This is a genomic window from Streptomyces vulcanius (genome assembly GCF_042653945.1).
GTDB classification, from domain to species: domain Bacteria; phylum Actinomycetota; class Actinomycetes; order Streptomycetales; family Streptomycetaceae; genus Streptomyces; species Streptomyces mangrovi.
In genome coordinates this window covers 60,399-81,356 of record NZ_JBHSFK010000039.1, presented here as the reverse complement: position 1 = coordinate 81,356, position 20,958 = coordinate 60,399, and the positions used below count along the sequence as shown (strand labels likewise).

At 70.1% G+C, this 20,958-nt stretch carries 20 protein-coding genes; 11 read left to right on the top strand and 9 right to left on the bottom strand.

The features are described 5' to 3' along the window. The first annotated feature begins 119 nt into the window (after positions 1 to 119). Positions 120 to 1,418: a sensor histidine kinase gene (locus tag ACFPIH_RS42410; RefSeq protein ID WP_381183408.1), complete on the top strand. Its 1,299-nt coding sequence runs from the start codon at positions 120 to 122 to the stop codon at positions 1,416 to 1,418. Then, complete coding sequence (locus tag ACFPIH_RS42405) at positions 1,415 to 2,119, top strand: response regulator (RefSeq protein ID WP_381183405.1); 705 nt, start codon at positions 1,415 to 1,417, stop codon at positions 2,117 to 2,119. Before ACFPIH_RS42410 ends, ACFPIH_RS42405 begins: the two co-directional genes overlap by 4 nt. Positions 2,120 to 2,532: 413 nt before the next feature. Here ACFPIH_RS42405 and ACFPIH_RS42400 read toward each other — a convergent pair whose 3' ends face one another. The 4 genes from ACFPIH_RS42400 to ACFPIH_RS42385 form a co-directional block, all read right to left on the bottom strand. Continuing rightward, positions 2,533 to 3,375, bottom strand: a complete 843-nt coding sequence (locus tag ACFPIH_RS42400) for a hypothetical protein (RefSeq protein WP_381183402.1) — start codon at positions 3,373 to 3,375, stop codon at positions 2,533 to 2,535. Next, positions 3,372 to 5,264, bottom strand: coding sequence for a GMC family oxidoreductase (locus ACFPIH_RS42395; RefSeq protein WP_381183399.1), 1,893 nt, complete (start codon positions 5,262 to 5,264; stop codon positions 3,372 to 3,374). The genes ACFPIH_RS42400 and ACFPIH_RS42395 overlap by 4 nt, the downstream gene beginning before the upstream one ends. Beyond that, complete coding sequence (locus tag ACFPIH_RS42390) at positions 5,261 to 5,644, bottom strand: hypothetical protein (protein WP_381183397.1); 384 nt, start codon at positions 5,642 to 5,644, stop codon at positions 5,261 to 5,263. Before ACFPIH_RS42390 ends, ACFPIH_RS42395 begins: the two co-directional genes overlap by 4 nt. A gap of 130 nt (positions 5,645 to 5,774) precedes the next feature. Then, complete coding sequence (locus ACFPIH_RS42385; RefSeq protein ID WP_381183394.1) at positions 5,775 to 6,341, bottom strand: DNA ligase-like domain-containing protein; 567 nt, start codon at positions 6,339 to 6,341, stop codon at positions 5,775 to 5,777. Between the two features lie 521 nt (positions 6,342 to 6,862). Between ACFPIH_RS42385 and ACFPIH_RS42380 the strand changes: the two genes are divergently transcribed. From ACFPIH_RS42380 to ACFPIH_RS42370, 3 genes are all read left to right on the top strand, one after another. Then, positions 6,863 to 7,093, top strand: a complete 231-nt coding sequence (locus ACFPIH_RS42380) for a hypothetical protein (protein WP_381183392.1) — start codon at positions 6,863 to 6,865, stop codon at positions 7,091 to 7,093. Between the two features lie 151 nt (positions 7,094 to 7,244). Then, a complete protein-coding gene (locus ACFPIH_RS42375; RefSeq protein ID WP_381183389.1) occupies positions 7,245 to 7,517 on the top strand; it encodes a hypothetical protein in 273 nt (90 codons plus the stop codon). Between the two features lie 343 nt (positions 7,518 to 7,860). Further along, positions 7,861 to 8,355 carry a hypothetical protein gene (locus ACFPIH_RS42370; RefSeq protein WP_381183386.1) on the top strand — a complete coding sequence of 165 codons (495 nt, stop codon included), beginning with the start codon at positions 7,861 to 7,863 and terminating at the stop codon, positions 8,353 to 8,355. Positions 8,356 to 8,524: 169 nt separating this feature from the next. Here ACFPIH_RS42370 and ACFPIH_RS42365 read toward each other — a convergent pair whose 3' ends face one another. From ACFPIH_RS42365 to ACFPIH_RS42355, 3 genes are all read right to left on the bottom strand, one after another. Beyond that, a complete protein-coding gene (locus ACFPIH_RS42365; protein WP_381183384.1) occupies positions 8,525 to 10,009 on the bottom strand; it encodes an aldehyde dehydrogenase family protein in 1,485 nt (494 codons plus the stop codon). 199 nt (positions 10,010 to 10,208) lie between these two features. Next, positions 10,209 to 10,559, bottom strand: a complete 351-nt coding sequence (locus tag ACFPIH_RS42360) for a hypothetical protein (protein ID WP_381183381.1) — start codon at positions 10,557 to 10,559, stop codon at positions 10,209 to 10,211. Next, positions 10,556 to 10,705, bottom strand: a complete 150-nt coding sequence (locus ACFPIH_RS42355) for a hypothetical protein (protein ID WP_381183378.1) — start codon at positions 10,703 to 10,705, stop codon at positions 10,556 to 10,558. Before ACFPIH_RS42355 ends, ACFPIH_RS42360 begins: the two co-directional genes overlap by 4 nt. Positions 10,706 to 11,110: 405 nt before the next feature. On the opposite strand from ACFPIH_RS42355, the gene ACFPIH_RS42350 reads away from it, so the two are divergent. Next, entirely contained in the window at positions 11,111 to 12,778 is a 1,668-nt protein-coding gene (locus tag ACFPIH_RS42350) for an AMP-binding protein (RefSeq protein ID WP_381183376.1), read from the top strand. A 469-nt stretch (positions 12,779 to 13,247) separates the two neighbouring features. Here the strand turns inward: ACFPIH_RS42350 and ACFPIH_RS42345 are convergent, their stop codons facing one another. Together ACFPIH_RS42345 and ACFPIH_RS42340 are read right to left on the bottom strand one after the other, a co-directional pair. After that, a complete protein-coding gene (locus tag ACFPIH_RS42345) occupies positions 13,248 to 13,901 on the bottom strand; it encodes a GntR family transcriptional regulator (protein ID WP_381183373.1) in 654 nt (217 codons plus the stop codon). 184 nt (positions 13,902 to 14,085) lie between these two features. Then, entirely contained in the window at positions 14,086 to 15,060 is a 975-nt protein-coding gene (locus ACFPIH_RS42340; RefSeq protein WP_381183370.1) for a Gfo/Idh/MocA family oxidoreductase, read from the bottom strand. Between the two features lie 363 nt (positions 15,061 to 15,423). Here ACFPIH_RS42340 and ACFPIH_RS42335 point away from each other — a divergent pair, with 363 nt between their 5' ends. The 5 genes from ACFPIH_RS42335 (at position 15,424) to ACFPIH_RS42315 (ending at position 20,941) form a co-directional block, all read left to right on the top strand. Then, positions 15,424 to 16,719 carry an ABC transporter substrate-binding protein gene (locus tag ACFPIH_RS42335; RefSeq protein ID WP_381183367.1) on the top strand — a complete coding sequence of 432 codons (1,296 nt, stop codon included), beginning with the start codon at positions 15,424 to 15,426 and terminating at the stop codon, positions 16,717 to 16,719. A 31-nt stretch (positions 16,720 to 16,750) separates the two neighbouring features. Continuing rightward, complete coding sequence (locus tag ACFPIH_RS42330; protein WP_381183364.1) at positions 16,751 to 18,754, top strand: ABC transporter permease; 2,004 nt, start codon at positions 16,751 to 16,753, stop codon at positions 18,752 to 18,754. Then, entirely contained in the window at positions 18,751 to 19,518 is a 768-nt protein-coding gene (locus tag ACFPIH_RS42325) for an ABC transporter ATP-binding protein (RefSeq protein ID WP_381183361.1), read from the top strand. The genes ACFPIH_RS42330 and ACFPIH_RS42325 overlap by 4 nt, the downstream gene beginning before the upstream one ends. Beyond that, positions 19,515 to 20,237 (top strand): ABC transporter ATP-binding protein, encoded by a 723-nt coding sequence (locus ACFPIH_RS42320; protein ID WP_381183358.1) that lies wholly within the window; start codon positions 19,515 to 19,517, stop codon positions 20,235 to 20,237. The genes ACFPIH_RS42325 and ACFPIH_RS42320 overlap by 4 nt, the downstream gene beginning before the upstream one ends. A gap of 155 nt (positions 20,238 to 20,392) precedes the next feature. Beyond that, a complete protein-coding gene (locus ACFPIH_RS42315) occupies positions 20,393 to 20,941 on the top strand; it encodes a 2,4'-dihydroxyacetophenone dioxygenase family protein (RefSeq protein ID WP_381183355.1) in 549 nt (182 codons plus the stop codon). Positions 20,942 to 20,958: the final 17 nt, after the last annotated feature.

Sequence of the window (20,958 nt, the reverse complement as noted above, 5' to 3'; positions counted from 1 at the left end):
CGGCCCTCCGCGCGGAGGATCCGGCCGCGGGGTCATCCCCGCGACGTACACCTGCGGGACAGTTCCCGTGGGCGCACAGGGGGACGCGGGCCAGGGCGGTCAGGCCGCACAATGTGCTGATGGAGACGGAGGAACGGCGCGGCTGGCGCTGGCAGTTGCGCGACGTGCTGCGCCCGGATGCGAAGCCCGCCCCGCTGTCGCGGCGCGCTGTGCGTGCCGATGTGCTGCTGGCGGTGGTGCTGACGGTCGTCGCGCTGGTCGTGGCGGCGCGTTACTCCGACGGCGGGCTGGTCCGGTTCAAGCAGGACGTGCACTCTCCGCCGCCGGTGCCTGGGCTGCCCGGCGGTGGCCTGCCTGATCGCGTCGTATCCCGTGAGGAAGAGCGCTCGGGGATGACCTGGTCGTTCGTCGTGCTGGCGGCGCTGCCGCTGGCGTATCGGCGCCGGTATCCGCTGACCGCTTTCGCTGTGGTGATGGGCGCGACGCTGGTCATGGTCGACGACGCCACCTGGATGAATGTGCTGACCTGTGTCCTGGGCGCCTACAGCGCCGTCATGTACAGCCGCCACCGGATGGGTGCCATGGCCGGCATGGTCCTCGCCGCCGTACTGGCCGGCCTCGCGTTCGAGGACACGGAACCCATCCTGCCGGGCTGGTCGAGTCCGGCCGTCGTACTGCTGATCGGTGGGGCGCTGGCGGGCCTGGTCCGGTTCTGGCTGCGGCAGCTGGCAGCGAGCCGTGACCGCTATACGAAGCTGGAGCAGGCACAGCAGGAGGCCATGCGGCGAGCCGTCGCGGAGGAGCGCTCCCGGATCGCCGCCGAACTGCACGACGTGGTGACCCACAATGTGAGCGTGATGGTGATCCAGGCAGGTGCGGCGCGCAAGGTGATGGATGCGGCGCCCGAGCGGTCGAAGACGGCGTTGCTCGCAGTGGAGTCAGGAGGCAGGGCAGCCATGGCCGAGCTGCGCCATGTGATGGGCCTGCTCGCCGTCCCCGACCACGAGCGCCCCGACGGCTTCGAGCCCCAGCCGGGCCTCGGACAGCTCGGCTCCCTGGTCGAGCGGGTACGGGCCGCCGGCACCCCCGTACGCCTGGCGGTGTCGCTGCCGCCGGACCCGCTGCCGCCCGGGGTGGACCTCGCGGCGTACCGCGTCGTCCAGGAGGCTCTCACCAACACGATCAAGCACGCACCCGGCGCGGAGGCCTCCGTCATGATCGGTTACGCCGAGGACTGCCTGGAGATCGAGATCATGGACACCGGCGGAGTCCGGGACGCGGTCCCGGCGGAGGGCAACGGCCGCGGCCTCATCGGACTGCGCGAACGGCTCGCGGTCTACCAGGGCGAACTGACCTCCGGCCCGACACTGGCCGGCGGCTTCCGGATCAAGGCCCGCATACCCTGGCGGTCCGCATGACCCAGCCGCCGCTGCGCGCCGTCGTGGCCGACGACCAGGCCCTGGTGCGCACGGGCTTCGGGCTGATCCTCGCCGCCGACGGGATCGAGGTGACGACCGAGGCGGCCAACGGGGTCGAGGCGGTCGCCGCGGTCCGCCGCACCCGGCCCGATGTCGTACTCATGGACATCCGGATGCCCGAGATGGACGGCATCGAGGCGACCCGGCGGATCCTCGCCGACACCGGCCCCGACGGCACCCGCGTCATCATCCTGACCACCTACGACCTCGACCACTACGTCTACGCCGCGCTCACCGCCGGCGCCAGCGGCTTCCTGCTGAAGGACGTCAGCCCCGAGCATCTGGTCGCCGCCGTACGCCTGGTGCAGTCCGGCGACGCACTCCTGGCCCCGTCCATCACCCGCCGACTGATCGAACGCTTCGCCCAGCGCACCGAAGTCCCCGCCACCACCCTGCACCGCGATCTGTCCGGCCTGACCGCGCGCGAGCTCGAGGTGCTCCGGCTGCTCGGCACTGGCCTCAGCAACGCCGAGCTGGCGGACCGTCTGTTCCTCAGCCCGACCACGGTCAAGACCCACATCGGCCGCATCCTGTCGAAGCTGGATCTGCGTGACCGCGTCCAGGCCGTCGTCCTCGCCTACGAGACCGGTCTGATCGCGCCGGGAGGCGGCACCCGGGGGACGACCGACGGCCCCGCCTAGACGAGCAACTCCTATGTCCCGTCGAGCGCAAAGGGTGAGGGTCCCGTTGGTCGATGTCTGACGAACGACCACGAGACCCTCATTGCGGCACGGGTTTCGTCCGAGCGGGTCTTGAGGTCTTCGATGTCCAGGGTCGGCGGCCTTTGCGTGTGCTGTGACCGGTGCACTCCGCTGAGGTCGAGAGTGGTCAGGTCAGCGGTGCGCAGGTGCGGCCCAGGCGCCCATCCCGGTCCCTGGTCGGGGCTGGTCACGGCGACCGGTGAGCATGGGCTCGGGCAACGTCCACGTTGCCAGCGACGAGTGTGGGGGCCCCAACGTCTCCTCCGCCACCGACTTCCTCGACCGGTACGAACGCCGGCTCAACCACAGGGGTGCCGGACCGGCAACCGGGCCCTGGAACTTGCCGGCCTGTGTCAGGCGAGGTAGTAGGGGCGGTTGTGTGCGGCGACGGGGGGTGACTGGAATGTCCAGGCCCCGGCCGCGGGTTTGTCGCGGATGAGGCGTACGAGGTCTTGGCCGACGTCGCAGGCCGGGTCGTGCACGGTGAGCTGGGAGCGTCCGGACGCCGGGCCGCTGAGGTCGTACCAGCGATACGGCTGGTACACGTTCATCGGACCGGCGAGTGCGACGCCGGTGGAATCGGTACCGTATCCGGTGATCGGGGTGTTGTTCGCGGGAACAGACGTGAGCTGGCTCAGTTGGGCGTTGAAGGAGAATAGCTCGGCATCACGACGGGCGATGCCGCCGTCCGCTGTGGCCTCGGCGGCGTGGCAGTGGATGTTCCAGGTGTCGCCGTCCGGGCCGTTGAGCGAGGGCATCTCCACCTCGAACCAGCCGGGATACTTGGGTTCCGCGTACAGCGTGCGTCCGGCGTCGATGGCCAGCGCGTTGTCGCACAGCACGTGGATACGGGCGATGCCGAGCAGCTTGGTCTGGTCGTACCCCTGGGCGTACTGCTGGTAGCTCACCTGCGGGATCCGCCGCGCGGCCGCCGTCGGGTAGGCGACGATATTGATTTCTATCTCCTGGGTGATGCCCCCACCGAACTGGTACTGGGCGAAGTACAGCTGGTAGTTCAGCGAGACCAGGCACTCGCCGTCGAAGTCCGCCGCGGTCAGGGCCGGATGGTGCTTTGCCAGTACCTCGCGCACCGGATCGGGGCCGACGAGGTAGTCCAGGCCGATGTTGTGGAGCGCCCCGTAGTGGAACGGCAACTGGTAGGGCGCCGCGACGGGCGGCAGGGGCAGTGGGGTCACGAGGCGGCTCCGAACGTTCGGGGGGCGGTCAAGGTGATGGGCCGGTCGCGTTCGGCCAGGTCGGCTTCGATCCACTCGGCGCTGCGCAGAGCGAGGGCGGCCATGGTCAGGGTCGGGTTGGAGGTCGCCACCGACGGCATGCTGCCGCAGCCCACCGCGTACAGGCCGGGGTGGTCCCAGCAGCGCTGCCACTGGTCGACGACCGACGTGGTCGGGCTACCGCCCATGATGTGGGTGCCGGCGGCGTGGCCCGCGCCCCGGTAGCCGTAGGTCCGGCCCCGGTGTTCGAACCGGCCGGGCCAGGCGGCGGCCTCGAAGGCGGTGTGGTCCTCGGCGCCCAGCAGCGCGAAGAGCTGGTCGGACACCGCCTTGGCCGCCGCGATGCCGTCCTTCACATGCGTGGACAGGTCGTAGGTCACCACCGGGCGCGGCACACCGAGCCGGTCGCGGTGCCGGGGGTCGAGAGTGACCCGGTTGGCAGGGTCGGCGCTCTGCTCCATCTCGAACTGGAGCGTGAACTGCCGTCCGATGCGGTCGGCCACCGCTTGCCGCAGCCCGCGTCCCCGTAGCCCGCGCCGGTCAGGTCCCGCCGCACGTGTCAGCTCGACGACGTCCGTGTCCACGGGGCCCTTGGCCCACAGCCAGCCCCAGTTGCCGATCTCGATGCGGAACGGCGCGCGCAGGCGGCGGGCAGGGCCGGCCCGGAACCCCTCGAGACCCGAGGTGGAACCCGGCCCCCGGTACGGACCGACCTGCTCGGGCAGGAGCCCCCAGGTCAGCAGCACCGGATGGTCCATCAGGTTGCGCCCCACCTGTCCGCTGCGGTTGCCGAGGCCGGACAGGAGCAGCAGCTTGGCGTTCTCGATCGCGTGTGCCGCCAGCACCACCACATCCGCGTGCACGGTGTGGCGGCTGGTCACGGCCCGCGGCCCCGCCTGGACCCTTCCGTCGGCCTGTGGATAGGCCAGGTACTCGACTCCGGTGGCCCGGCCTCCGGGGTCGACGAGGATCCGGCTGACCACGGCCCGGTCCCGGAGTGTGACCGAAGGGCCCCAGCCTGCCTGAGTCTTGAGGGGGGTGTACTTGGCGTGGGAGGGGCAGTGGGGGATACAGGTCGCGCTGCCCACGCAGCGACCGCCCGGGCCGGGGCGCCCGTACGCACCGATGGGCTCGAAGCCGGCGCCGCCCCCGTACCGGGGATTCGGGATGCCGTTCCGTCCCTGTGGAGTGCCCACCACGCGCAGCTCCACCGGCTCCCCGCCGCCGGGCTCCCTGACCCGGCGGCCGTCCAGACGTTTGGCCATCACTGCGTCGACGCGGCTGGGGGGCAGGGCCCGCATGGGGAAGACATAGCCCTCGGGGAAGGGCAGGTCCACTGCGCTGCGCTGCTCGTCGACGTCGGCCGACACCCCGATCGCGTACTCCGCCGCGCGGTAGTACGGTTCGAGGTCCCCGTAGGCCAGGGGCCAGCTGCGGCCGTAGCCGAACGCTTCGGTGTCGAAGTCCTCGGGCAGCATGCGCGGGGTGAGACCGGTCCAGATGTTGCCGGTGCCGCCGTTGACCCGCACATAGCCACTGGCATAGGGGAGTGTGCCGCGCTGGACGAGATACCCGTCCGAGCGGTACCCGCCACCGTCGAGTCCGGTCAAATCGGTGACCTCGGGCCACGGGGTCGCCTCGTGCATGAGATAGGGCGAGCCGGGCACCTTCGTCGAGGCTGCCAGGAACCGTTCCATTGCCTCGCGATGCCCCTGCTGCGGGTCGGCCGCGCGGGCACCCGCCTCCAGCACGAGGACACGGCGGCCGTGATCGCCCAGCTGCCGGGCCATGAGTGAGCCGGCGATACCACCGCCGATGACGATCACGTCGTACCGACCCGCTTCGGTCATCGCCCCCACCCCGTTCCGTCGACGCCAACCTCTGCCGGCTCGGCCCAGCTTCCGAAACCCGGCGCGGAGGTGCCCGGTGCGCGCCCACCGATGGCCCGCCACACCAAAGCGCCGGCGTAGGCCTGAGGCGACACCACGAATGGTCCACCGCTCCCGGCCAGTCCCGGCCAGCTGCCGGTGTACCAGAGGTGGATCAGAGCCTCCGCCAACGACACGAGTTCCTCATCGCGTGCGTCGGGCGCCGCGGCCAGTCGCCGGTAGGTCTCGGCGCCGACCTGTTCCAGCACCACAGCCAGGAGTTCAGACGCCAGGCCGTCCTCGCGCAGTTCGTCGGGGCTGAAGCCGGTCAGATGGCTGGACAGCACGAGGAACTCCTCCACCCCGCAGCCTTCACTTCCGACATGCCGCCTCACGCTCCCGCCTGCGTTCACCGCGATCCCTCCGTGGACGCCGTTCCGGCGACGTTGGCCATCGGCCCCTTCACGGCAATCAGCCCTGCCCTGGCGCGGATCACCCCATGCGTCCCGTCCGCCGCGCGGCCGGAACTCTCCTGCCCTTGACCGGAACCACAATTTCTCCGACAAATGGCAGCCCGCGGATATCAGGGGTCGATCTCCGGCCGTCGAACCCAGCCGTACCCTGGCCGAGGCGGTTGACCCGCGGAGTGAACCCACGTCCGGTCTCGGACACCTCGCGGGGCGGTGGCCGCAGCAGCGGCTGTTCGTGGGCGAAGTGCTCGCCGATGGTGCGGCTCTTCGACCGCAGACGCCGGCTCTCGTCATCCAGGTCCCACTGGTCGGCCATGGCGTTCGGCTCGGTCAGCGAGGCGACCTCGGGGCGGGGACGAAGTGGTTGCGGCGGTAGCAGCCGGTACGGCCACCCGGTCGTGTCCGTCCCGGACAGCCGCAACAGATCGAACGCGACGAAGCGGGCCGGCCACTCCGCCGCCGCCCGGACCGCCCCGGCACCGCGCCGGGCAAGCCGGTTCTGCAACCGCTCGAACGCGAGGCGGCCCGCCGCGTCCCACACGACCAGCTCGCCGTCCAGGGCGGTCGAGTCCGGCAGCTGCGCGGCCACCCGGCCACAACCACCGGGAACGCTGGCCCCATTTCGGTGCCGCGCCTGGAGCACAGCACCACCCGGCCCGCGTCGACGGAGACCCCTGCCCGGAACCCGTCCCACTTCGGTCATGCGCTGTTGAGCTGCCCACGGGCCATCGTCCACCGTCATGTCGATCACGGGTTGGCGGGTGCACTTCACTCGCCGAGACCTGCCATGACCGCGCGAAGAGACCCCGCTCATGCGGGAGTTCAGCGCTCTGTTCGCCGGTCTCAATGAGAGGTTGGACGATCTGTGCGTACCCGAGGGGCAGCCCTTCCTGATCAGTCCGGCGGGTCGGTACGACGTGCCGCTGAACCGGTACTGCTCGGTGTGGCTTGCGTCGTCACCGTGGAACACCCAAGCCGCCCATGCCCGGACCTGCGCCCGTACTTCGACTTCCTGTGTTCGCACGAGGCCGGCATGACTGGTGCGACGCGACCATGGACGACCGAGCGGCATACGAGTGGTGGCGTCGTCGCGACGACCATGGACCTCGCTTGGAAACCAGCTGGGACCGGGAGGTCTCCACGGTCAACCAGTTCTACCTGTGGGCGATCGAGCAGGACCTCGTCCGGGCCAATCCCATCCGCCAGCGCGCGGCCGCACTCTGGTCGCCCTGGCGGGGCGGGACTGGCGGCGGCATGGTGCGGCAGGTGCCGGCCGAGACATCACACACAGGCCCACGGAGCGAGGTGAAGCGGCTGCCACCGAGGTCGTACCGGCTGTGACGCAGTGTCGGGCTGCGCGGCTTCGACTCGAAGGAGACCGAGCACCGGTCAATCGCAGGACCGGACCTCCGGGCAACGCCGTGATCAACCGTCGGCCCGGTTCAAGCCAGAACGAAACCGTGCCCCTGACGCCCCGCCTCAGCGTGCGTGCGTGCGAAGGAAAGACACCCTCATGGCCAACTTCCTGCTCAGCATCCACGTGCTGGCGGCGGTCCTGCTCATCGGACAGGTCACCATCGCGGCCAGCCAGGTCCCGCGTTACGCGCGCCAGGCACTGGCCGACGGACCCGAGCAGGAATCGGCCCAGGGATCGGTCCGGCTGGTGCACCGAATCTGTCGGGTCTACTCCGTGGTCGGCGTCTCCGTCCCGGCCTTCGGCATCGGCACCGCCGAGGTGATGGGCGTGACGGCAGCGCCTGGCTGATCGCCTCCGTGGCTCTGACAGCGGTGGCCGCCTGGAGTCGCGGCGCAGCGCCGGGTCGATGCTGGTGCCGGTCAGTTCGCCGCGGTGGCGTCCCGGCATCCGGTAGACGCCTGGCTCGCTGGTCCGCAGGAAGGCGACGATCAGGAAGTCGACGAGGTCCACCTCCCCGGCCGGCGAGCCGAGCGTCGCGCCGGCCTGTCCGAAGCAGCGCTTGACGGCCCGCGGGTCCTCAGCCGGTCCTGGTGATGCCGGAAATACGCCTCGGAGAAGCGCCGCCCCTGTCCGGAGTCGTGGACACGTCCTGCTCCACAGGGCGCTCTCCCCGATCGAGACCATCTACGCGGTGCCGGAGGATCCGGCCGGTGTGGTGCAGGGGCTGGCTCAACCCCGCAGCCGTGACGAGCGGTTGGCCAGAGCCCCCGCGCCCGAACCCCGGCCGGGCCCGGAAACCCTCAGCAGCGACGACCTCTGGGAGGGCTGGACGGACCGGCTGCTGTTCGACACCGTCGCCGCCCTGATGCCTGGCGCCCGCGCGGTGTTGCGCCGCCTGGTCGAGCTGGGTGGCACCGCCTCCTACGACGACATCCGCGAGCACTTCATCGACCACCCCGGGACGCCGATCCCGCAGGGGAAGATCGGCGGGGTACGGATCGGCCCGGACAACCGGACCGACGCGCTCGAGCTGGACGACCGTGTCCGCGTCCACCAGATCGATCCCGCGATCGTGGAGGGCCGCAAACGGGCTTTCGCCCTCGCCGACGCGCGCCCCGACCTGCTCCGACAGAAGCCAGCCGCACGCGCTGTGAGCATGGCTCGGATTCCAGATCCGTCCGGTTGACCTCTGTCGTCATCCCGCTCCGACCAGATGGACGTGATCCGGCTCGAGGGGACGCCGGCACGCCGTACCCCGCGGTCTCCGTATCGCTCCTTTGACGGTCCACCGGGAACCCGACTGTGCCCCCGGTCGCAGACGCCGGTCGGGGGGCACAGTCCGCAGGAGGAGGGGGTCAGCCGGCTGGCACCGTGATGGTGTGTGCCTCGGTGAACGTGAGCAGGCCGTCCGGGCCCATTTCGCGTCCGATGCCGCTCTGGCGGAAGCCGCCGAACGGGGCGCGGTCGTCGCACACGACGGCGTTGGCGTGGTTGATCCAGGTGGTTCCGGTGCGCAGCCGCTCCGCGAGGGCGGCGGCGCGAGCGGGATCGCCGCTCCAGACCGAGGAGCACAGCCCCGACCAGTCGTTGTTGACGTGGTCCAGGACGGTCTCGACGTCGTCGAACGGAAGGATCGGCAGGGCGGGTCCGAACTGCTCCTCGGTGACGATCTGCAGGCCGGGGTCGGGGTTGAGGACGAGGGCCGGGCGCAGGAAGTGGCCCCCGGAGGTGGCCGCGCCGGGGTCCAGGGTGCCCAGTTCGCGGACCTCGGCTCCCGCGTCGGCCGCCTCGGCCAGCATGGCGGTGACCGTGTCGCGCTGGGCTGCGCTGTTGAGAGGGCCCATGGTCGAGGCCGGGTCGGAGCCGGGGCCCACCTGCTGGGAGCCGAGGGCGGTGGTGAGTTTGCCGACGAGTTCGTCGTAGCGCGACCGGTGGACGTACACCCGCTTGACGGCCATACAGACCTGTCCGCTGGTCAGAAACGTGCCCTGTACCAGGCGGCCGATGTGTTCGTCGTCCAGCTGGGCGTCGTCCAGGAAGATCGCGGGGTCGTTGCCACCGAGTTCGAGGGTGACCGGGGCGAGGTTCTGCGCGGCGGCAGTCATGATGTGCTTGCCGGCGGCGGTGCTGCCGGTGAACACGATCTTTCGTACTCGCGGGTCGGTGAGGATGGGGGCTACCGCATCGTTGCTGCCGGTCACGACGTTGAGCACGCCGGCCGGCAGGCCCGCGGCGAACAGTTCCAGGGTGCGCACCATCGCCAGCGGGACGGTGGGCGGGGGCTTGACCACGGCGGTGTTCCCGGCGAGCAGCGCGTGCGGCAGGCTGGCCCCGAGGATCGCGATCGGCCAGTTGAACGGCACGATGATGGTGACCACGCCCATGGGCAGTCGATGGATCCGCGAGGCCAGCGGCGGGCCGTCAAGGTGCCGCACCTGGTCGAGGGTGTCGACCAGATCCAGTGCCCCTCGGGTGCGCCCGGCGAAGACCGCCATCTCGACCTGGCTCTCGAAGGAGATCTTGCCGTTCTCGCGGGTCATCAGGGCCGCGCGTTCGGCGGTGCTGTCTTCCAGCAGGGTGAGCGCCTGGGCGATGATCTCCGCGCGTCGGCGGGCGGGCGTAGCGGCCCAGCCGGGGAACGCGGCGTCGGCTGCGGCGACCGCTGCACGGGCCTGCTCCTGGGTCGCCGCGGCGGCGTACCCGACGATCCGGTCCGGGGCGGCGGGATCGCGGACGGCGGTGTGGTCGTCGGTCTCGACTGTCTTGCCGTCGATGAGCAGTCCGGTCCGCACGGTGGGAGTCGGCTGTTCCTCTGGTCTCGTACCAACGTCTTGGGACATGCGGCTCTCCTGGTGGTTTCGGGGGCGCGGCCGACCGGCCGCGCCCGGACGGATCCAATCCGGCCGTGGCGCCGGCATGCGGGAAGTTTCAGGTGGTGCCCGGGGGGCGAGGTCCGACTCCGGGAGGGGCCTGAGCGAAGCCGTGGCCGTTCGGCCGCGGTTCATGCCGACCTTCGTGTTCCGGTCGTGAGGGAGCGGGTCAGATGCTTCCGATGGCTTCGAGTCCGAACGGCGCTGGCCTGAAGTCCTGCGGACGGTCTGCGTAAGCGCCGGCGAAGAGCTCGCTCACCGAGGACGTCGTCCAGCCGCTCGGACGGAGCTGGTCCGCCACCTCCCCGGGACGCGTCCACCGGGCGATCCTGTCGTCTCCGGCGGCGATGGCCTGCCCGGTCATGCCGGCCGACTCCTTCGACGCCAGGTAAACGATCACCGTGGCGACGTCGTCCGCCGAGCGGGGCATGCCGGCGCCCATGCGGGTCAGCGCGGTGGGCACGAGGGCGTTGACGGTGACGTCGATCTTCGCGAGTTCCAGCGTCCAGGTCCGCGTCATCGCGACGATCGCCCCTTGGAGGCCGCCGCGGCCACGTCGCATTCGAGGTCGTCGACGACGATGGCTCCCGCCGCCGGCACACGGACGTGGGCCCGTCCCAGGCCGCGGCCCGCACCTGCGACGATGGCGACTCGACCGTCGAGCATGTTGTCCTCCTGAGCCGGTGGTCGGTTTGGCGATTCCCCGAGCGTAGGAACGTGCGGGGGCCGAAGGATCGGCCCGATGACGGCTCAGGCTGCCGTCCCGTGTCCCGGGGGAACCGGGACATGTGTCGCTGTCGGGAGCTGCTCGCGGCATCGTAGCCTGGCGCATCCGCACCTGGTCTACGTCATTCGACCTGTTCATCGCCTGGTCGAAGCGCCTGCCCGGTTCAGTCATTGCTCGCCTTCCCGCTCCGGGCGACACCTGCCTAGCCTGGGCGTCCACTGCCCGCCGAATCCGGCCGACCCCCGACAGGACCCGGCGGAGTAGGTAGCTCAGGAGGTGTGCGCGGCTGTGCGATCCGTCCGAGCACGAGCTGTCCTGGCACCGAGGACGAGGAGGTCCGAGGAATGGACGTGTCCATCGGCACGATCTGGGAGGCGGTCGCCCGCGCCCTGCCCGGTGCCGTCGCCATCGCCGACCCCGGCCGCGAGCTGACCTATCGGGAGTTCGACGAGCGCGCTTCACGGCTGGCCGCCGCGCTGGAGGAGGCGGGAGTACGGGCGGGCGACACCGTGGCCTGCTACCTGTACAACGGCGCCGCCTACTTGGAGACGGTGTTCGCCGCGTTCAAGCTCGGTGCCGTGCCTGCGAACGCCAACTACCGCTACACCGGCGAGGAACTGTCCGAACTTCTCACCGACGCCGACGCGGCGGCGCTCGTCTTCAGCAGTTCTCTGGCGGATCGGGTCACGCACGCCGCGGGACACGTACAGACGCTCAAACTGCTCGTGAGCGTGGCGGACCCTGCCCCACAGCTTCACGTGGGAGGTACCCCCAGCGAGGGGCCGACCCGGCCCGACGCACCAGAGCTGGAGGACCTCCTCGCGGCGCACGCACCGCGCGCACCTCGGCCGCGGCCAGGAACGGACCGGCTCTTCATGTATACCGGGGGCACCACCGGCAAACCCAAGGGAGTCGTCTGGCAGCAGTCCGACCTGCTCCACTCACTCACCGTCCCCGTCTACCACCCGCTCGGGGTCACGGAGCTGCCCGCGACCCTCGACGAGGCCGTCGCCATCGCGGTCGCGGCCAACCACCAAAAGCGTGCACCGACCACGATGCCGGTCGTACCGCTCATGCACGCCACCGGACTGTTCAACACCATGGGCGCCCTGCTGGTGGGCGGCCGCGCGGTCACCGCAAAACAAGGTGGTCTCATCCCGGAGCACGTGTGGCACACGGTCGCCGGGCAGGGCGTCGACACGGTCATCGTCGCCGGCAACGCCGTCTGCCGGCCGCTCGTCGACGAACTCGTGCACGCCGAGCAGGTCGGCACGCCGCACGACCTGCGTTCGCTGCGCAGGATCATCAGCTCCGGCACCGCGCTCGACGACCGGCTGAAGAGGGAGCTGCACGAGCGCGCCGAGGTGACGGTCATCGACGCCATCGCCTCCAGCGAGGGCGGCCCCTTCGCCTTCGCGGTCACTTCGTCGGTACGCGACCTCCCCGCTCGGTTCCACCCAGTGCCACAGACCAGAGTGATCGGCGACGGTGACCGTTTCGTCGAACCCGGCAGCGGCGAGACCGGGATCCTCGCCTACAGCGGGCCCATGCCGCTCGGCTACCACAAGGACGCCGAAAGGAGTGCCGGCACGTTCCGCACCATCGGCGGGGTCCGGTACGCGATCCCCGGCGATCTCGCCGGTATCGAGTCCGACGGCGCGATCAGGTTTCTCGGGCGCGGCTCGAGTGTGATCAACACCGGCGGGGAGAAGGTGCACCCGCAGGAAGTGGAGAACGTGCTGCTGACGCACTCCGGTGTGACCGATTGCGTCGTCGTCGGTGTCCCTGACGGCACCTGGGGCGAACGGGTGGCAGCCGTCGTCGCGGTGTCACCGGGTGCTGTTGTCAGCGCCGAGGACATACGCGACTGGGTCCGGCGGTGCCTGGCCGGGTACAAGGTGCCGCGTTCCGTCGTCCTGACGGATGCCCTGCCCCGAACCCCGACCGGCAAGCTCGAAATCGCCTGGGCCAGAAAGGTGGTCCAGAACTCCGGCTCGGGCCGTGGAGCGTGAGCGTCCCGCACAGACACCCGGGGGAGACAGCTCGTGGCAGGTGGGCAGCGGCTCACCGGCGGCTACCGTGTCGGCGAGGGCTGTTCCGGCGGCACACGACGGCCGAGGGCCGCACCGAACAGGTCGCGGGTGACCTGGAGACCGAGGGCACCGGGCCATCGGCGGATCCTTCGCCGTCGGCCTCGCTGTGGTGGAGAGCGAGGCCGACCGGCGTGACAGTCGGTTCCGCGGCCCGAACACCGAGCAGTATGTGAACACCACTTTCGAACTCACCGAGCCCGTCGATTTCGGTTCGGTGCCCGAAACGGACGAGCAGGTCGGAGTTCCTCCTCGTCTTCGAGAACGGCAGACAGCTGCAGATCGTCGAGCACTGGGACGTCATCCAGGACGTGCCGGAGAGCTTCGCCGGCGACAACACCATGTTCTGGCCCGGAGGGCACTGCCGGCCCTTGCCGTGCCGGGTCGTGGATCAGCCGGCGCGGCCCTGGGCTACTGCCAGGGCCCGCAGCGCATCCACCACGCCGGAAACGTGGTCCCGCATGGTGGCTTCGGCTCTCGCTGGGTCCCCGGCGACGATCGCCTCGATGATGCGCCGGTGCTGGGGGAGTGAGGCATGGGCCCGTCCGGGCACCAACGAGAGCATGGAATGGTGTCGGACCACCTGGGCGCGCAGCCGTTCGAGGATCTGGTTCGCCGCCTCGTGGCCGGCGATGTCGCGTACAGATCGGTGCAGGCGGACGCTGAGATCCTTGTACGTCATCAGTTCACCGTCGGATACGGCCTTCGCCATGTCCGTGCCAGTCTCGCGCAACTCCTCGGCCTGCGTACGGCTGATCCTCTCGGCCGCGCGGGCGGCGATCAGGCCTTCCAGGACCATGCGCGCCTCGGTCATTTCGACGGCCTCGGCGAAGGTGACCTCTCTGACGCGAGTGCCGCGGTTGTGCTGGATCTCGACGAGCCCCTCCGCGGCCAGTTGCTGGAAGGCCGATCGCACGCCGGACCGGCTGACACCGAACCGCTCGCAGATGTCCGCCTCGACCAGGCGCTGGCGCGGTACGTAGTCGCCGCGCAGAAGTGCGTCCCGAATCGCACCGGCGACGTCGGTTTCCCTGGAAGTGCTCATTGCGCAGTTACCCCCACCGTAGGTCCATGACGAGAAGAGCGGCTCGTTCCGAGCAGTCGGCCGTCCGCTGCGCGGCCGGAGCTCCTGGTGAAGGCGCACGCCGTACGAAGGCCGGCCATCAGCCGTGGCGACCGTTCGACGAATCGACCCAGGCGACGGGACTCGGTCCTGATGGGGATCTCGATCAGCCGGCTGGTGCGGTGAGCCGGTATTCGAGCTGGTCGAGCACTCCGTAGCAGGGCAGGACGTCGGTGACGCTCGCGTTGGGCGCGCGCCCCTGGCGCAGGGCGGTGACGAACTCCCGGTCCTGCAGTTCGACGCCATTGGCGCTGACCCGGGTGTACGGCGTGAGGTCGACCGGATCGCCGCGGCCCGAGACCAGGTCGTCGTAGCGGGCGAGATAGGTGCCGGTGTCGCCGATGTACTTGAAGCCGGTACCGAGCGGACCGTCGTCGTTGAAGCTGAGTGACAGGGTGCAGAGCTTGCCCGTCTCCGTGGCCAGCTGGATGGACATGTCCATCGCGATGCCGAGCCGCTCGTCGAGTGGCCCCGCCATCGCGTTGGCGACGGTCACCGGCTCACCGGTCTGGTACTGGAACAGATCGACGGTGTGCGCCGCGTGGTGCCACAGCAGGTGGTCGGTCCAACTCCGGGGCTGCCCCAGGGCGTTGGTGTTGGTGCGGCGGAAGAAGCAGGTCTGCGCGATCAGGTGCTGGATCGACAGCTCACCCGCGGTGATCCGGTCGTGGATCCACTGATGGGACGGGTTGAAACGGCGTGTGTGCCCCACCATGCAGACCCTGCCGGTCTCCTCCGCCGTCCTGGCCACGTCCACCGCGTCGGCCCAGCTCTGCGCCAGCGGAATCTCGACCTGGACGTGCTTGCCCGCACGCATGGCTGCGATCGCCTGCGCGGCGTGCAACGGGGTGGGCGTACACAGGATCACCGCGTCCACGTCGTCGCGGACCAGTGTCTCGTCCAGCTGAGTGGTGGCATGTCCGGCGCCGTACCGGGCAGCGACCAGCTCGGCCTGCAGGCGTTTTCGGCCGACGATCGACACGACCTCGACGCCGTCGATGTTCATCAGGCCGTCGAGGTGCTTGATCCCGAAGGCCCCGGCGCCCACGACGGCGACGCGCAGCCTTCCCGACCTCGTCATGGGACTCCTCATGTGGCCTCGTGCCGACGACTTGCCCTGCCACGAGCACGGTAGGCGCCGGCCCTCAGGTCTGTCCCGGTGCGAATGACGTCTTCCGCCCGCCCGGATGACCATGGTCGGCTACGACATGTGTCCCGCCCTCCCGGCCGCCGCGCCCCGAGGGCCCGAGCCGGGACAAGTGACGTACCCGGGGAACGTCATGGCGCTCGGCAGCCCGCGCCATTCGTCGTGTTCCCGCCCAATTGCCGCGGGGCCTAGATTCCGGCTCACATTCAGGCGATGGGGCCTCATCCGGCCCTCCATGCTGTTCCAGAGAGGACCACGATGAGCGTGAAGCCATTTGTGCGGGGTGCAGGGAGTGGGGTGAACCGGCGCTGGCTCGCTCCGGTCATCGGGGCGGTCCTGCTCACCTCCGCGTGCGGCGGTTCGTCCGACGGCGGCACGTCCACGGACCCGGCGAATGCCGCCGCGGCGTCCGCCGAGACCTCGGCGGGCGAGAAGGTGGAGGACGGCGTGACCGATTACCTCGGCTACGTCGGTGGCGAGAGGAAGAAGGCCGATACGGCCCTGCCGCCCGTCACCCTCGGCTGGGTGAACGTCGAGGGGACCGCCAACGGCGCGCCCGAGGCGACCAAGGGCGCACAGGCCGCCGTCAGGTACGTCAACGAGGAGCTCGGCGGTATCGACGGTCATCCACTGGCCCTGAAGGTCTGCGAGATCGCGGCAGCCGAGGAAGAAGGCCAGAGATGCGGTCAGGAGATGCTCAACGATTCGGCGGTGCCGGCTGTCGCGTTCGGTAACGTCTTCGTCGGCGACCAGTCGTTCAACTCGGTGCTCGCGGGCAAGAAGCCGGTACTGGTCAGCGTGGCCACCGGTCCGTCCGTGCCGACGGCGAAGAACACCTCCATCGTCTTCGGCGACCTGTCGCACGTGTTCGGGCCCTGGGGCTCGTACAGCAGGGATGTGCTGCACGCCAGGACGGCCGCGGTCGTCCACACCAACACACCATCGGACAAGATCGCGGCGAAGGCCGCCGGCGAGGCGATGGAGAAGGCGGGGATCAAGGTCAAGTCCGTCGGCTTCGACGCGCAGGCGACCGACCTGCTCGGTCCGGTGACCGCCGCCGGCGGCCAGAGCGCCGACGTCATCGTGCCCATCACCGCCGGCCAGGGATGCGTGGGTGTGGCCAAGGCGCTCAAGCAACTCGGCAGCACCAAGCCGGTGGTCTCCACACCGATCTGTCTGTCACCGGATGTGGCCGAGGGGCTGGGCGGCGACCTGCCGAAGTGGACGTACGGCGTGGCCCAGACCCTGCCGTCCGACAGTTCCGCTCCCGACGTGAAGGCGTACACGAAGGCCTCGACCAGTGCCGGACTGAGCAAGGACGACCAGGGCAAGGTGTGGGCCGCGGTCTCCTGGACCTCCGTCCTCACCTACACCAAGGTCTTGAACGCGGTCGGCGCGGACAAGATCACCCCGAAGACGGTCGGAGCGGAGCTCGCCAGGTTCCAGGGCCCCGTGATCATGGGCGCACCGAAGGTGGCATGCGGCAAGTACTCCGACGCCCCCGCGGTCTGCAACGACCAGGCCCGCTTCTACCAGTACAAGGGCAAGGGCGAGTTCACCCCCGCGACCGGCTGGCTGCGTCCCCCGGCCTGACCGGCGGAACGAGTGAACGGACGGATGGTCCATGGAACAACTGCTGCTCTTCGCGCTGCTCGGTCTGGGACAAGGCGCCCTGATCGCCGGCATGGCGCTCGGCGTCGTCGTCACCTACCGCGGTTCCGGCATCATCAACCTCGCCACCGGTGCGGTGGCGATGCTGGCCGGCTACGCATTCTGGGCCCTGCGGACCGACCAATTCGGTGCGTCCCTGGGGCCGGGCCTGTCGCTGGCCGGGGCCCTCGTGGCGGCGACGCTGGCCGCTCTGCTCAGCGAATACCTCGCCTTCAGGCCGCTCAGGAACGCCCCGCCCCTCGCCAAACTGGCTGCGTCACTGGGGCTGCTCCTGACGGCGCAGGCCGCCGTCCTGCTCGGGTTCGGCACCGAGCCGCGCCAGATACCGAGCCTCCTCCCCGACAACACGGTGACCGTCCTCGGCGCCATCATCCCCGTCGACCGGTTCGTCCTGGCGGGCATCGTGATCGCGCTGACGGTGGCACTGGTGGCTCTGTACCGGTGGACCCGCTTCGGCCTGGCCACCCGTGCCACGGCGGAGAACGAACAGGCGGCACTGCTCGCAGGGCTGTCGACCAAGGAGATCTCCCTGGTCAACACCCTGATCGCCGGCCTTGTCGCCGGCGGGCTCGGTGTGCTGGCGGCCCCCATCGTGCAACTCGACTCGACGACCCTGCCGTTGCAGGTCGTGCCCGCGCTCGCGGCAGCTCTGTTCGCCCGGTTCACCTCGCTGGGGATCGCCTGCACGGCCGGGCTCCTCATCGGCGTACTCCAGTCATTGCTCACCTACCTCTCGGCGCAGAGCTGGTTTCCCAGCGACAACGGCAACGCCATGCCCGGCATGCCACAGCTCCTCGTCTTCGTGGTCATGATCATTGCGCTGTTCCTGCGGGGGGCCGAGCTGCCCGGTCGGGGTGAGGAGACGCAGGCCCGGCTTCCCATCGTGCCGGTACCGGAGCGGCTGCTGCGGACGGCACTGTTGTCGGCGGCCGCCTGCGCCGTCGCGCTGGTGGTCTTCCCGTTCGACTTCCGGCAGGCGCTGACCAACTCCCTCATCGGAGCCGTGATCATCATGTCCCTGATCGTGATCACCGGATATGTCGGTCAGATCTCCGTAGTGCAGCTCGCTCTGTCCGGGACGGCGGGTTTCCTGCTGTCCCACCTGGCGGTCGGCGCGCACATTCCGTTCCCGTTCAGCCCGTTGATCGCGGTGGCCGGGGCGACCGTGCTGGGTGTCGCGATCGGGGTGCTGGCCTTGCGGGTGCGCGGAGTGAGTCTCGCCGTGGTCACCCTGGCCGCCGCCCTGGCCGTGGAGCAGGCCCTGTTCGCCAACTCCTCCTTCGGCGGACTGGGCGGTGTGCGGGTCCCGTCCCCGGAGGTGTTCGGCATCTCCGTCGGGACGGACGCGTCCTTCCGCGGTCTGGACGGCTCCCAGCCCAGCCCGTTGTTCGGCTTCCTGGTGCTCGCCGTCACCGTGGCGCTCGGCCTCTACGTCGCCAATCTGCGCCGCACCTCGCTCGGACGGCAGATGCTCGCCGTACGGTCCAATGAGCGCGCCGCGGCTGCGGCGGGGGTGAACGTACGCAATGTGAAGGTCGCGGCCGTCGCGATCAGCTCCTTCGCGGCCGGGACCGCGGGCACCCTCTACGGTTACAACTTCTCCTCTGTCAGCGGCGGCCGCTTCACGGCTCTGGCCTCCCTCGGCCTCCTGGCCTTCGCCTACGTCGGGGGGATCACCATGGTCTCGGGTGCGGTGTTCGCCGGGCTGCTCTCCACGGAGGCGCTCGTCCCGCACGCCCTCCACGAGTGGTTCGGGGTCAGCGGCACCTGGGCGCTGCTGTTCGCCGGGGTGTCCCTGATCGTCACCCTGGTGATGAACCCGGACGGCGTGGCCGGAGCCCGCCACCGGAGCAAGCAGAACAGACGCCTCAAGCGCGAAGCGCCGCCGGACCCGGACGGGAAAACGGACATGCCGACGGCCGAGACCGGCGTTCGCCCCGCGGGGGTGACCCGGTGAGCGGACTGTCGGTACGGGACCTCAGCGTCAGCTACGGCGGCGTGCACGCCCTCTCCGGAGTCGATCTCGACGTCGAGCCGGGGCACCTGGTCGGGCTCATCGGTCCCAACGGCGCGGGCAAGACCACGTTCATCGACGCCGTGACCGGCTTCGTCCGCCACGCCGGCCGGGTGGAGCTGGACGGCGGCGACCTCACTGGCCTGCGGCCGCACCGCCGGGTCCGACAGGGGCTGGCACGGACCTGGCAGAGCATCGAACTGTTCGACGGCCTCAGTGTCGCGGAGAACGTGGCCGTGGCCGCCGACCGGCGCTCCGGATGGGCCGCCGCCTTCCGGGAGACCTTCACCAAGCCGACGGACCCGGGCCCCGATGTCGAGGAGGCGTTGTCCGTCGTCGGTCTGACGGACCGGGCCGGTACACAGGCCGTCGATCTCTCGCAGGGCGAACGCAAGCTGGTCGGCGTCGCCCGCGCCCTCGCCGGCCGTCCACGCGTCATCTGCCTCGACGAGCCCGCGGCCGGTCTGGACAGCGAGGAGAGCATCCGGCTGGGGCGTCGGCTGCGCCGCGTCGTCGACGCCGGCACGGGGATGCTGCTGGTCGACCACGACATGGCACTCGTCCTCGACGTGTGCGACACCGTCGTGGTGCTGGAGTTCGGCAAGGTCATCGCCTCCGGGCCGCCGGCCCAGGTACGCAACGACCCGCACGTCGTCGCCGCCTACCTGGGCAGCTCGGCGGCCGGAGCAGAGCAGGAGACATCATGAACGAGCCGGTCCTGCGCATCGAGCGACTCACCGCCGGGTACGACGGCGTCCCCGCCGTCCGGAACGTGGAGCTCACCGTCGGGCGCGGTGAGGTGGTGGCGCTGCTCGGCGCCAACGGCGCCGGCAAGACCACCACGCTGAAGGCCGTCTCCGGGCTGGTCCGCCCCCTTGGCGGAGCCATCCTCTTCGAAGGCGAGCCGCTGACGAAGGCTCCTCCGAGCGTCCGTGCCAAGCGGGGGATCGCCCACGTCCCCGAGGGCCGCGGAGTCTTCTTCGGGCTCACCGTCGCCGAGCACCTCCGGCTGGGCCACCGCGGCGAACATCTCGACGCGGACGAGGTGTACACGCGCTTTCCCGCCCTGACCCGGCTGCGGAACCGGCGTGCCGGGCTGCTGTCGGGCGGTGAGCAGCAGATGCTCGCCGTCGGCCGGGCGTTCGCCCGGCGGCCCCGGCTGCTGCTCCTGGACGAGCTGAGCCTCGGGCTGGCCCCGGTGATCGTCGAGCGGCTGCTCCCCGTCATCCGCCGATTCGCCGACGAGACCGGGTGCGGGATCCTGCTCGTCGAACAGCACATCGAGCTGGCACTGGAGGTCGCCGACCGGGGGTACGTACTGGCGCACGGCGAGATCACTCTCGAACGGCCCGCCGGGGAACTCGCCGGGGACCGCGAGCTGATCCTTGCGAGCTATCTGGGCGAGCACTCCGCCCCGGCCGTCTGAGGTCAACAGCCCAAGGGGGACACCCCGGCCCTACGTCGAATGTCGCGGTCCGGTCCGCCGGACCGCACGGGGCCGGCCGGGCCCCCGGGCTCGGGACAGCGATGTACTCCCGGCCTACTCTCAGGGTGATTGAACCGGATGCAAGGAGGCATCTCGTGACCCAATCGAACAAGACCGGAATGTCGGTTCCGCCGTCCACGGCGTACAAGATCGTGGACACGCCGCAGCTGTACAAGGACGTGATCGGTCGCTATGGCGTGGACGGCAGCCACATCGGCATGTCCGAGGAGGAGAGCCCCTGGGTTCCCTTCGGGGAGGGCGCGGCAATCCGCCACCTGGCATTCGATGTACGCAGCAACACCTTCAGCAACATTCTGTGGATCAAGGGCCCCGGCGTCATCGGCACGCACAACCACCGGGGCACGGTCGTCATGGTCTGCCTGGAGGGCAGCTGCCGCTATCTCGAATACGACTGGGTCGCGGAGCCCGGCGGTTTCATCTACGAGACCCCGGGGCTCTCGCACACCCTGGTCAGCGACCACCCCGAGGGCGTCAAGCTCTTCGGCTGGCTCCAGGGGCCGATCGACTTCTTCGACGACCAGGGCGGCTTCATCGAGACCCTCGATGTGTGGTGGTACATCAACCACTACGAGTCCTACTGTAAAGAGAACGGCATACCGATCAACCCCAAGCTCTACCTGTGAGGGCGCACGAGACCACG